Origin of the sequence: Acetobacter farinalis, from assembly GCF_011516935.1 — a bacterium.
Classification (GTDB): domain Bacteria; phylum Pseudomonadota; class Alphaproteobacteria; order Acetobacterales; family Acetobacteraceae; genus Acetobacter; species Acetobacter farinalis.
Window position 1 is genome coordinate 41,693 of sequence record NZ_WOTF01000015.1, and the last position, 12,243, is coordinate 53,935.

Here is a 12,243-nt window from a genome sequence, read left to right on the forward strand (position 1 = left end):
TCCGGTTTTAAACAGAAAGCCGTGTCAGGGAAGCCATGTCAGGGAAAATGCCGCCTCTACTGCGCCGTGCGCGCACTCTGGGGCAATGGTGGTCAGGCCCGGAAAACCGGCCCGCCCCGGACTGACGTCATTCTTCAGGAATGACGGTCCGGACATCTGTGTTTGCCTCGCAAGGGCTGACATGCAGCCGGAACAGGCAACACAGATTAAAGCAACTCCGCGTATGCGGAACGCTCAGACTGTGCGGTCAGAAAACACCGTGGCCAGCATCAGCATGGCAACACTCGGCAGGAAGGCAAGCATAGGAGCCATCGGAGCAACCTGCATGGCAGCAGAAATGGCGTCATTAACAACATGAATAAGCATTATGTTTTTTCCTCATGGGTGATCGTGTGGGTGGGCTAGAACCACACCTTCCTTTATTTGCGCAACAGGAAAATAAAGAGACCCAGACCTCAAGAAAATGCATTGCAACTTCTTCTGCCATGGAAGTGATGGCACACTCATCATTCAAATCAACCAGCGTGCTTTCTCACCTTATACCGGGAATATTTGTAGTATAAAAAACAGGCAGTGCACGGCCAGCACCCCGTTCCAACGCCCAAAAAAGATTATTTTCCATTCACATGATTAAAATTTGAGCATAACTGTTTCGTGATCAAAAATCGGCTGTTTTTCGCAGTTTTTCTCATCTCTCGCCGGAAAAACATGCTGCCTCCACACATCATGCCACCCAACCCCGCCGGAAATGCCGGGATTCGCCGCATGTATGGCGCCCCGCCCTCAGCTTGCACTCGGCGTCTTTTGCGCTCACGGTACTGGCCCACATCCCAGCTTGCACCCTTATGGACCAACGATACCGCATTCCGCCTCTGGCTGCCCTCAATGCCTTTGCCGCTTTTGCCCGCACCGGGGGCATCCGGCGTGCCGCGGCGGAACTGCGGGTGGACCATGCCGCCATCAGCCGGCATCTCCGTGATCTGGAGCAAAGTCTCGGCACAACACTGCGCGACCGCGCAACGGGCGGCCTCACCCAGGCGGGACACACTTACTATACGCAGATCACACCGCATCTGGACGGGTTGGCACGCGCCACCGCGGAGGTCCGGCAGCAGGCCCCCAGCCTGACCGTGACCTGCGTGCATGGCTTTGCCTACCACTGGCTCCTGCCGCGCCTTGCCGCCTTTCGCCGGGCACATCCGAAAATGGAGGTCCTCCTCCGCCCGATTGATGCCAGCACACCCTTCCACGCCCCCGGTATTGCTGCCGAGACACATGCAGACATTTGCTACGTGCGGGATGATGCCACCACACCCACCCCGCGTGGCCTGTGCAGCGTCACCATTGCGCGGCCACCGGTTTTTCCCGTGGTGTCACCCGCCGGGCTGGCGGCGCTGGGCGGGCAGCCGGACACCGTGGCCGATCTGCTCCACGCCCCCCTGCTTCAGGAAGAAGATGAGACCGAGTGGCGGCTGTGGTTCGAGGCCCAGCATGTTCCCGCCGGAACCATTCCCAGCGCCGGGCGGCTCTGGCAGGCACATATTACACTGGCCGCAGCCCGCGCCGGAGAAGGCATTGCGCTCAGCAACCCGTTCCTGCTGGGGGATGATCTGGAAACCGGCCGCCTGCTCCGCATCCAGCCTGCCCGGACCCCGCTGGAAGAAACGCCTCTTGGCGCCTACGTGCTGCGCGCCACAGAGCGTGGCTGGGAAAACCATGCCCTGAGCCTCTTCCGTGCCTGGCTTCTGGAACAGGTAACAGACGCCCATCTGTGCTGACGGTATGGAAAGAGGCCGCCACGCCTCACCGGTGATACAACATCACCAGCCACACTGAAAAAAATCGCCTCCCGCTGTAGCGAAAAACCATTTACGGCCTTGGAACACGTCTGTCGGGTTCGCCCTTCTCCCGCGCGCCCATCGTTCAGGAGTCCAACGGTATGAGCACCACCAACACTGATCTTCTGGCCCGCCGCGCCAACGCAGTCCCGCGCGGCGTTGCCTCATCCACTCCGATTTTCGCAGATCGCGCTGAAAATGCAGAAGTGTGGGACGTGGAAGGCCGGCGGTATATTGATTTCGGCGGCGGCATTGCCGTGCTGAATGTCGGGCACCGTCACCCGAAGGTTGTTGCGGCTGTCAAAGCGCAGCTTGAGCGCTTCACGCATACCGCCTTTCAGGTCTCCCCTTATGAATCCTATATCGCGCTGGCCGAAAAGCTGAATGAACGTGCTCCGTTTTCCGGTCCGGCCAAAACCATCTTCTTCTCCACCGGAGGCGAGGCCACAGAAAACGCCGTCAAGATAGCGCGTGCGGCAACCGGCCGGAATGCGGTTATTGCATTCTGCGGGGGGTTTCATGGCCGCACGCTGCTCGCCTCAGCCATGACCGGAAAAGTTCTTCCTTACAAAGCACCTTTTGGAACGCTTCCCGGACAGGTCTATCACATTCCGTTTCCGGATACGGATGTCACGGTGGAAGAAAGCCTGAAAATGCTGCACTTCCTGTTTGCCGCGGATATCGCGCCCACGCAGGTTGCGGCCATTATTATTGAGCCCGTGCAGGGTGAAGGCGGCTTCCGTGTTGCACCTGCGGCCCTTCTGAAAGACCTGCGCCGCCTGTGCGATGAGCACGGCATCCTGCTGATTGCGGACGAAGTACAGAGCGGCTTTGCCCGCACCGGAAAACTGTTCGGCATTGAACATTCCGGCGTGGAGCCTGATCTGGTTTCTGTTGCGAAATCCCTCGGCGGCGGTTTGCCGATTTCCGGTGTGATCGGCCGAGCAGACCTGATGGACTCCGTGCCCCCCGGTGGCCTTGGCGGCACATATGCCGGAGCACCGCTGGCCTGTGCGGCGGCCCTTGCCGTGCTGGACATTATTGAGGAAGAAAAACTGCTGGACCGCGCCAATGCCATGGGGGCACGCCTGCGCACCCGCATTGAAAGCTGGCACAAACGCACCGATCTGCTCCCCATCAGCATGCCCCGCGGTCTGGGAGCCATGATTGCGTTTGATCTTCTGGAAGAGCGCGGCAGCACACAGCAGCATGCCGGGGCCGCAGGCAGGCTCTGCACTCTGTCCTGTGAAAAAGGGCTGATCCTTCTGGCGTGCGGTGTGCATGGCGCGACCATCCGTATCCTGACACCCCTGACCGCCTCTGACGCCATTCTGGACGAGGGCCTGGCCCTTCTTGAAGATGCTCTGGCGCGCCCGGCATAATCAGCTACTGCCACCCACCATCAGGCACACTGTCTGAGCCGGAATGCAGGAAAAAAGATGCCCGTTACAGGTGGGGTAACCCCAGCCAGTGCGGGCGCTTCCTCTCCACCCAGGCCAGCGCCCTGTTGGTCAGGCGCTTCAGGGATGGAACATCTTCTGAAAGCAGCAACACGCCCAGCGGCAGCATCCACAGCCCAAACACCGGCAGAATGGCCAGACAGCCACCCAGAATGAAAAACACGCCGGCAGGCATGCGAACCCAGCGCGCTTCCGGCTGCCTCAGCCTGTGCACAAACGCCTGCATCCGCACGGGCAAGCGTTTGACAAGAAGCCCTATCCGCCGTTCACGATCACGGATTTCCTGAAAAACTTCCTCTTCCGTCAGCATAGTGATGCCCTTTCTGCTCTGGCAGAGTGAGCTTTCACACACTCTCTTTCCATTTAAAACCATGCGGCCCTGCGTTGCTGAAGACTCTCCCCCCAGAGTGCCTGCCTCCCTCAGGCGACGCAAAAAGCCGGAATAGAAGCGAGACGCGGATGGGACATATCTCTTCCCTCCTGACGGCAGACATTAACTTTCCAGACAAAGGCCAAGCCCGACAGGTTACAAAAACCAAAGACCATAAATCAATATAGTATTATCTCTATATTTTTACAAAGCGCCAAAAAGTTAATTTTCATTATCCGAACCACCAATGGATAATGACATGATCAAAGTCTTCACGTTCTCAGAGAGAATGAAAAACTACAGAACTTATGAAAATATGGTTCGGGCGCGAGCCGATGTCTTTCACACACGCATGAACTGGGATGTGAAAGTAGAGCACGAGCGGGAAGAAGATGAATATGACAGGGAATACAACCCTCTCTATATTGTTGTAGAGCGCCCTGATGGTTCACACGCGACATCAATAAGACTTCTGCCGACAACCGGCCCGACGATGCTGCGCAACGTTTTCCACCGCTTTTTCCCTGATTGCCCCGATATCTACGGCTCAAACATCTGGGAGGTGACCCGCTATTGCGCCACCTACCGGAAAGAGGACCCCGCAGCCTATACGGGAGAGCTTTTTGTAAAACTTTCAGAAATATGCCTTGATGGTGGCATTGACGTTGTAACAGGGGTTTTCTTCAAACCCATGTATCGCATCCTGATGCGCTCCGGGTGGGACCCGGTCCCTGTCACGACCTCGGTATGGGACGATAAGCCCATTGTTCTGGGAACCTTTGAGATGTCCGAAGCCCGCATGCGGGACATAGCGCATCGCTACGCACTCGCATCATAGACAGACGCGCGGCACGCTCATACAGTATCAGGCCTCTCCTTCAGAGTGTGCCTGACCTGTATGACAAGCTCGGAATTTGATCCCGATTTCATCAAAATATCTGATGCCTCTTTTGATGAAATCGATGAATCAGACACGCATGATGATATTTTGAAAGTCGTCGAGACCATAAAAGCATCGTCTGGTCTGCAAAATATCACGTACGCCTTCCTCTCCTCCATTCCTGAACAAAGAAAAAACCCTTCCATTATCACAACATATACTGAAGAATGGCAGGAACTGTATCTTTCCAAGGGTTTTATAAAGGACGATCCAACAGTCAAAACTGTCTTCCAGAGCGCATTACCTTTTGACTGGTCAGAAATTGTCTGTGAAACCACGCGGGAAAGTCACGTTATGGAGGTATCCCGTGATTATGGCGTTGGAAAATCCGGATTAACCATCCCTTTGCGGGGCCTGAGAGGAGAACTGGGCATTCTGACCATAACCAGTCAGAATGCTTTCCTCCCGTCCGTGAGAAGCCGGTACGCCCGAACGTTCAGCCAGGTTGGCATCTACCTGCACGAATGGCAGGCCCGCAAAGCAGGCTTGAGGTTGAACATGGAGATCCCAAGCCTTTCTGCACGCGAAAAAGATTGCCTCTCCCTCTGCGCGGACGGCCTGATGGCGCAGCGGATCAGTGAAAAACTGGGGATTTCCGAAGCCGCAATCCGCCTTTATCTCTCTTCCGCACGCAATAAACTCCGCAGCCAGACAACCTGCGGCGCTGTTGCCCGGGCCATCCGTCTGGGGATCATCTAACGGTTCACCTTGCCCGTTCGCACACATCAACGCACCCCCACCATACCTTTCATGCACGCCAGACTCCTTGCCAGATTTTGGAAACACGCCGCAGTTTTTCCACAAGAAATCAAAAAATGTTTCATAGAATACAGGGGATTTCATGTCAGACGATAGAGAGACCGTTGCCCCGCTGTAGCGGGTGTTATGCACATTGGACCATCTGTGGAGCGTGATTGAGCATGTCTTGGCGAATACGATGCCGTAAAAGCCAGCAAGGGTGGTTGCATATTTCTCGTGGCCATCGCCGGTAACGCTTATGGCAACACCGGGTTCCACGGGAAGATCACCCTCATGAAGGTAAAGGCTGTCATTCCTTCACAGGGCACGCGCAAGCCCCTCATGCCGCACGACCGTATTTTTTACAAAAGTCGCAACTGTATCGAGGAATATCTCAATCATTTCAAACATTTTCATCGTTTCGTACCGCGTGACACTTGCAGAACCATCCATTCCACAGGCTTCATTCATCTCGCGGCAGCCATGACCTGAATTAAGTGAATGTCGATCCGCCCTGCTATATTTTCCTACCCATACATCTCTGTCTCCTCACCAGTGCATTTCCCTCACACCCCAACATTGTGAAAAAAAATTTATCTATCGCGCCGGGCGTTTTGATTTCCCTCAATGCCCACCGACAGGACTCCGATTACAAAAGCTCCATATTACACGGGGAACAACCATGCCCTTGAAAATCGTTACCCTCAAAGAAACGGAGGCTGGGGAACGGCGCGTCGCGCTCGTTCCGGACGTCGCAGCACGGCTTGTGAAGCTGGGCTGCGGGCTGGCTCTCGAAGCAGGCGCGGGCGTTGCGTCTTCCTATCTCGACAGTGCCTACAAGGACGTCTCCATCGAAACCTCCCAGCGCGACATGGTCGCTTCGGCGGACATCGTGCTTGCTGTTAATCCGCCATCGCTCAGCGCGATTTCGGCCATGAAGCCGGGAGCAATCCTCATCTCCCTGTTCTATGGCCGCAATCATCCCGAACTGGTCAAGGCGCTGCGTGATGGAAAAATTTCCTGCTTCGCGATGGAGCAGGTGCCACGTATCAGCCGCGCGCAGGCGATGGACGTACTGTCGAGCCAGGCAACACTGGCCGGGTATTACGCCGTCCTGCTCGGTACCACCCATATGCAGAAGATCCTGCCGATGATGACAACGGCGGTCGGCTCCCTGCGGGCCGCCCAGGTTCTGGTCATGGGGCTGGGTGTTGCCGGGCTTCAGGCTCTGGCCACGGCGCATCGTTTGGGTGCAGTGACCGAGGGGTATGACGTTCGACCGGAAACGAAGGAAGAGGCGCACTCTCTTGGCGCCAAATTCGTCGATACCGGCGTGGATGCGACGGGTCAGGGCGGTTATGCCCGCGAACTGACGGAGCAGGAAAAGGCCAAGGTGCGCGCCGTCCTGACCGACCATATCGCCCGCGCAGACCTCATCGTGACGACGGCCGCCGTGCCGGGCCGCCGCGCGCCGCGCCTGATCGACGCGGAGCAGATCGCGAAAATGAAGCAGGGCGCGGTCATTGTGGACATGGCAGCCGAGGGCGGCGGCAACTGCGAAGGCACGAAAGCGGGTGAGACCGTTCAGGTCGGTCCGGCCATGATCGTCGGCCCGGTCAATCTGCCGTCCTGTCTCGCTGAACAGGCGAGTGAGCTTTATGCCAAGAATGTCCTCAATCTGCTTCAGCAGATTATCAAGGACGGCAAGATCTCGCTCGACATGACGGATGAAGTCATCGCGAAAACGCTCCTGACCCATGACGGCAAGATCACCAACGATGGCGTGCGGCAGGTGGTCGAAGGGGCGGATCCCGCGCCGACCGCCGCTCCCCCCGCGCCAGCGACGAAAGGATAATCCGATGGCCATTACCTCAATGACCTTCGTCATTGCCCTCTACATCTTCATGCTGGCGGCCTTCACGGGCTACGTGGTCATCAGCCGCGTGCCATCAATCCTTCATACGCCTCTGATGTCCGGCTCCAACTTCATTCACGGCATCGTGGTTGTGGGCGCGCTTTCGGCGCTGTTCTCAGCAACCACAATTCCTGAACAGATCGTCGGTTTTATCGGGGTCCTGTTCGGGGCCGGTAACGTCATGGGCGGCTATGTCGTGACCGATCGCATGCTGGCCATGTTCAAGCCCAGCGCCGCGACCACAGCCACGAAAAATGCTGCAAACCAGAAGGCGGCGTCATGACACTCATCGACTATATCATCGGCCTGAGCGGTCTTGTCGCCTCAGGGCTGTTTATCTACGGCCTGAAAGGCATGTCATCTCCCGTCACGGCCGTACGCGGCATCGTCATCGCGGGATGGGGTATGGCGTTCGTCGTGGTCATCAGTTTCCTCGGCGTGGTTAATGTCCCGGACGACGTGCGTAGCCATTTGCCGGTCAATATTGGTCTGGCCGTGCTCGCGCTGCTGATTGGCGGCCTGTGGGCAGGACGTCAGGGCCGCACTGTTCCGATGACGGCGATGCCCGAAATGGTGGCGCTCTTCAACGGCATGGGCGGCGGCTCGGCCGCAGCGGTGGCGGCGGTGGCGCTGCTGCGTCATCAGGAGAGTTCGGCGCTGCATCTCGGCGTCACGGTCGCGGGCGGTCTCATCGGCTGCATCTCGCTGACGGGTTCGGTGATCGCCTGGGCGAAGCTCGCCGGGCATATCAATAACCCGATGCGTTTTTCAGGCCAGCGTCTTTTTAACGCTCTCGTTTTCGCGGCGACGCTGGCTATCGGCGTGATGACCGTTGTGGCGGGCACCCAGGGCGCGGAGAATGCCGGGCTTTACTCCGGCCTCTTCTTCTTGGGCGCGCTGTTCTTCGGCGTGTGCATGACCATGCCCATTGGCGGCGCCGACATGCCGGTCGTGATTTCACTCTACAACGCGTTCACCGGTTTGGCCGTCGGCCTCGAAGGGTATGTCATGGCCGATCCGGCTCTGATGATCGCCGGTATGGTTGTGGGTTCGGCGGGCACGCTCCTGACAGCGCTGATGGCCAAAGCCATGAACCGCTCGATCATGAACGTCCTGTTCAGCAACTTCGGGGCGACATCCGCCGCCGCCGCGGGGCCGCAGGGCGAAATGAAGAGCGTCGATGCAGGCGATGCCGCGACAAGCATGCGCTATGCGTCCAGCGTCATCATTATTCCGGGCTATGGTCTGGCTGTCGCACAGGCCCAGCAGAAGCTCTACGAGATGGTGAAGCTGCTGGTCGCGGCGGGGGTGGACGTGAAGTTTGCGATCCATCCGGTCGCGGGACGCATGCCGGGGCACATGAACGTGCTGCTCGCCGAGGCCGGCGTGCCGTACGACATGATTTTCGACATGGACGACATCAACGACAGCTTCAAGACGACGGATGTCGCGCTCATCATCGGTGCGAACGATGTGGTCAATCCGTCCGCGCGGACAGACAAGTCCTCGCCGATTTACGGCATGCCCATTCTCAATGCTGATCAGGCGAAACAGGTTTACGTCATCAAGCGCGGTCAGGGAACCGGATATTCCGGGGTCCAGAATCCCCTGTTCTTCAATGAAAACACCACGATGATCTTTGGCGATGCCCAGGCTGTTCTGAGCAGGATGGTGGAAGCCCTGAAGGCACTGGGAAGCAATTAACGCTTCGGCTTCTCACGCCGGACATGCGGTCCGTCGGCAGAGGCAGGCACGAAGCAGAGCGTGAGACAAGGAGTGAAAACATGTGCGCCAAAATGAAGGCTGCCGTTGTTCGTGAGTTTGGAAAGCCGCTGACGATCGAGGAACTCGAAATTCCCACCATCGATCAGAACCATATTCTGGTGAAGATGGAAGCCTGCGGTGTCTGCCACACGGATCTGCACGCCGCACGGGGTGACTGGCCGACGAAGCCCACGCCCCCGTTCACGCCGGGCCATGAAGGTGTCGGGCGTGTTGTGCAGGTCGGCAGCAATGTCAAATGGGTCAAGGAAGGTGATCGCGTTGGTGTGCCGTGGCTTTACTCAGCCTGTGGCCACTGCGAACATTGTCTCGGCGGTTGGGAAACGCTCTGCGAAAAGCAGGACGACACGGGGTATACCGTCAATGGTTGCTTTGCCGAGTATGTCGTCGCGGACCCGAATTATGTCGCGCGTATCCCGGACGGTGTTGATCCGATCCAGATCGCGCCTGTGCTCTGTGCCGGTCTGACTGTCTACAAGGGCCTCAAGATGACGGAGGCCCGGCCGGGAAACTGGGTGGCTATCTCCGGTGTCGGGGGGCTTGGGCAGATGGCGGTTCAATATGGTATCGCGATGGGCCTGAACATCGTGGCGGTCGATATTGATGACGAGAAACTCGAGACGGCGCGCAAGCTTGGGGCCGCCCTGACAGTCAATGCCAAGAATACGGACCCGGCAACCTTCGTGCAGAAGGAAATCGGGGGGGCTCACGGCGTGCTGGTGACGGCGGTATCAAGGACAGCCTTCGCACAGGCCATGGGCTATACGCGCCGCGGCGGGACAATCGTGTTGAATGGCCTGCCTCCTGGCGATTTCCCGCTCTCGATTTTTGACATGGTCATGGCGGGAACGACCGTGCGGGGCTCGATCGTCGGCACACGTCTGGATATGATCGAGGCCTTGTCCTTTTTCGCGGAAGGGAAAATTCATTCAGTCGTGAAGACGGACAAGCTCGAAAATATCAACAGTATCTTTGATGACCTGCAGAACGGTCGCATTGATGGGCGAGTTGTGCTTGATTTTCGCGGTTAACGTGATTGTGGCTTCCACATTGCTTCCGAAATCGCTCAAATAGCTCCCAAAACGATAAGGATCCGAGTTATGGCCTATGCTACCGTCAATCCGTTCACGAATGAGCAACTCAAGGTCTTTCCGAACGCGACAGACACCGAAGTAGACACCGCGCTCGACAAGGCTCATGCGGCTTTTCTCTCATGGCGGGAGACCTCTTTCGCCCAGCGCGCGAAGGTCATGCAGAATGCGGCCGACATCCTGCGCCGCGATATCGACAGCTATTCCAGGCTTCTCACCCTCGAAATGGGCAAGCTGTTTGCTGAAGCGAAAGCCGAAACGGAACTGTCGGCCGCCATCTTCGAATATTATGCGAAGCATGCGGAGGCGCTGCTGGTTCCTGAGGACCTGCCCGTTGCCGATCCGCAGGAAGGGCGCGCGAAGATCGTTCACCAGCCGCTCGGTATTCTGCTGGCCGTCGAACCGTGGAACTTCCCGTTCTATCAGGTCGCCCGCATTATCGCGCCGCAGCTTTCTGCGGGGAACACAATTGTCCTGAAACATGCGTCCAATGTTCCGCAATGCGCAGCGGCCATGGACAAGCTGATGATCGAAGCCGGCCTTCCTGACGGCGCTTTCCGTAATCTTTACCCAAATTACACACAGATCTCGCGCATCATCGCTGATCCTCGTGTGCGTGGTGTCGCGCTCACGGGTTCGGAAGGTGCTGGGGCACAAGTTGCATCTGAGGCCGGTCTGGCCCTGAAGAAATGCACGATGGAACTGGGCGGCGCGGACGCCTTCATCGTTCTGGAAGATGCCGATCTCGAAAAGACGGTGAAGTGGGCGGTGTTCGGCCGCCACTGGAACGCCGGTCAGGTCTGTGTGTCATCCAAGCGCATGATCATCGTTGATTCGATCTATGATGAGTTCCTCGCGCGCTATCGCGAAGGCGTCGCCAAGCTGAAGATGGGTGACCCGATGGACCCGACCACAACGCTGGCCCCGCTTTCCTCGCAGGGCGCGGTGGATGGCCTGCGCAAGCAGGTCGAACGCGCCGTGAAGGCCGGTGCGAAGGCCGAGGAAATTCCTCTGGACCAGCCGAACAGCGGGGCGTTCTTCCGCCCTGTCATTCTCACGGATGTCGATGAAAACAACCCCGCCATGCGTGAGGAGTTCTTTGGCCCGGTCTCCATGCTGTTCCGCGTCAAGGATGAAGACGATGCGGTCCGCATCGCGAACGACTCTCCCTATGGCCTCGGCGGCTCTGTTTTCACCAGGGACGAAGCTCGTGGGGAGCGTGTTGCCAAGCGTATCGAGACGGGCATGGTGTTCGTCAACCATCCGACGATGGTGAAGGCCGATCTGCCGTTCGGTGGGGTGCTACGGTCTGGTTTCGGCCGTGAACTCGTCGGTCTCGGTATCAAGGAATTCGTGAACCACAAACTGATCGACGTCGTCGATATCGACGCGCCGTTCTGAACATAAAGAGGTCAAGCCGCCGATAGGCGGCTTGACCGATCAAAATCACCGTAATCCAGGGTGGACGAGGCACGGTTCAGTTCCGGCGGGTGAAAACGCCCGTAAGCTTTCAGTGAAAATGAGGGCGAGGATTTATCCTTCCGAAAGACCGGATTCTACGAGCCGCAATACCATCTCCCCGGTCGGGCGGCCCGTTACACGATCCACGACAACAGGCTCAACAGGTACGGCCGTCTGCGCATCCACCAGTTGGCTGAACTGACGGTCAGCGAAGTGCCGCTGTGTCCAGGCACTGAGCGCGTGCAGGATGGGGAGGTAATCTCGTCCTGCTTCGGTCAGCACAAATTCGTCTCTTGGCGGCCTGTCACAATACTGCCGACGTTTGAGAAGCCCCTGATCAACGAGCATCGTGAGGCGGCGCGTCAGGATATTGGGCGCTATGCCGAGGCTTTTGTGGAACTCATCGAATCGTGAAAGGCCCAGCCCCGCGTCGCGCAGGATCATCATGCTCCACGCATCCCCAACACGGGCGACACCATGGGCAATGGCGCATTTTCCGCCAGAGATTTTTTCGCAGTCCATTGCATCTTGATAGCGGTAAGCTTCCGGAGTGAGACGCCTTGTTGAGTTTATAGTGTGGTGATGTGTTCTGTTCATGACAGAGCGATCAGAACAGAATGATGCTGTCGCAGCGACATTCGCTGCGAC

Annotated in this window: 13 protein-coding genes; 10 read left to right on the forward strand and 3 right to left on the reverse strand. The window is 57.7% G+C overall.

What is annotated here, in order from left to right:
- Window positions 1–234: 234 nt before the first annotated feature.
- Window positions 235–366, reverse strand: a complete 132-nt coding sequence (locus tag GOB82_RS13555) for a hypothetical protein (protein WP_265794504.1) — start codon at window positions 364–366, stop codon at window positions 235–237.
- A 479-nt stretch (window positions 367–845) separates the two neighbouring features.
- On the opposite strand from GOB82_RS13555, the gene GOB82_RS10415 reads away from it, so the two are divergent.
- Together GOB82_RS10415 and gabT are read left to right on the forward strand one after the other, a co-directional pair.
- The gene (locus GOB82_RS10415; RefSeq protein WP_166122797.1) at window positions 846–1,778 is read left to right on the forward strand and encodes a LysR substrate-binding domain-containing protein; all 933 of its coding nucleotides are present in this window, start codon (window positions 846–848) and stop codon (window positions 1,776–1,778) included.
- 161 nt (window positions 1,779–1,939) lie between these two features.
- Complete coding sequence (gene gabT, locus GOB82_RS10420; RefSeq protein ID WP_166122799.1) at window positions 1,940–3,220, forward strand: 4-aminobutyrate--2-oxoglutarate transaminase; 1,281 nt, start codon at window positions 1,940–1,942, stop codon at window positions 3,218–3,220.
- Window positions 3,221–3,284: 64 nt separating this feature from the next.
- Here gabT and GOB82_RS10425 read toward each other — a convergent pair whose 3' ends face one another.
- Window positions 3,285–3,608: a hypothetical protein gene (locus GOB82_RS10425; protein ID WP_166122801.1), complete on the reverse strand. Its 324-nt coding sequence runs from the start codon at window positions 3,606–3,608 to the stop codon at window positions 3,285–3,287.
- Window positions 3,609–3,984: 376 nt separating this feature from the next.
- On the opposite strand from GOB82_RS10425, the gene GOB82_RS10430 reads away from it, so the two are divergent.
- The 8 genes from GOB82_RS10430 to GOB82_RS10465 all read left to right on the forward strand — a co-directional run bounded on the left by GOB82_RS10430 (window position 3,985) and on the right by GOB82_RS10465 (window position 11,535).
- Window positions 3,985–4,506 (forward strand): acyl-homoserine-lactone synthase, encoded by a 522-nt coding sequence (locus GOB82_RS10430; RefSeq protein ID WP_166122803.1) that lies wholly within the window; start codon window positions 3,985–3,987, stop codon window positions 4,504–4,506.
- A gap of 60 nt (window positions 4,507–4,566) precedes the next feature.
- Window positions 4,567–5,307, forward strand: coding sequence for a helix-turn-helix transcriptional regulator (locus GOB82_RS13680; protein ID WP_166122805.1), 741 nt, complete (start codon window positions 4,567–4,569; stop codon window positions 5,305–5,307).
- 276 nt (window positions 5,308–5,583) lie between these two features.
- Window positions 5,584–5,838: a hypothetical protein gene (locus tag GOB82_RS13685; RefSeq protein ID WP_166122807.1), complete on the forward strand. Its 255-nt coding sequence runs from the start codon at window positions 5,584–5,586 to the stop codon at window positions 5,836–5,838.
- A gap of 190 nt (window positions 5,839–6,028) precedes the next feature.
- Window positions 6,029–7,201, forward strand: coding sequence for an NAD(P) transhydrogenase subunit alpha (locus GOB82_RS10445; RefSeq protein ID WP_166122809.1), 1,173 nt, complete (start codon window positions 6,029–6,031; stop codon window positions 7,199–7,201).
- Window positions 7,202–7,205: 4 nt separating this feature from the next.
- A complete protein-coding gene (locus GOB82_RS10450) occupies window positions 7,206–7,544 on the forward strand; it encodes an NAD(P) transhydrogenase subunit alpha (RefSeq protein WP_166122811.1) in 339 nt (112 codons plus the stop codon).
- Complete coding sequence (locus GOB82_RS10455; RefSeq protein ID WP_166122813.1) at window positions 7,541–8,965, forward strand: NAD(P)(+) transhydrogenase (Re/Si-specific) subunit beta; 1,425 nt, start codon at window positions 7,541–7,543, stop codon at window positions 8,963–8,965. Before GOB82_RS10450 ends, GOB82_RS10455 begins: the two co-directional genes overlap by 4 nt.
- 80 nt (window positions 8,966–9,045) lie before the next feature.
- Window positions 9,046–10,074, forward strand: a complete 1,029-nt coding sequence (gene adhP / locus GOB82_RS10460) for an alcohol dehydrogenase AdhP (protein WP_166122815.1) — start codon at window positions 9,046–9,048, stop codon at window positions 10,072–10,074.
- A gap of 69 nt (window positions 10,075–10,143) precedes the next feature.
- A complete protein-coding gene (locus GOB82_RS10465; protein ID WP_166122817.1) occupies window positions 10,144–11,535 on the forward strand; it encodes an NAD-dependent succinate-semialdehyde dehydrogenase in 1,392 nt (463 codons plus the stop codon).
- Window positions 11,536–11,667: 132 nt separating this feature from the next.
- Here the strand turns inward: GOB82_RS10465 and GOB82_RS10470 are convergent, their stop codons facing one another.
- Window positions 11,668–12,117: a winged helix-turn-helix transcriptional regulator gene (locus GOB82_RS10470; protein WP_166122819.1), complete on the reverse strand. Its 450-nt coding sequence runs from the start codon at window positions 12,115–12,117 to the stop codon at window positions 11,668–11,670.
- Window positions 12,118–12,243: the final 126 nt, after the last annotated feature.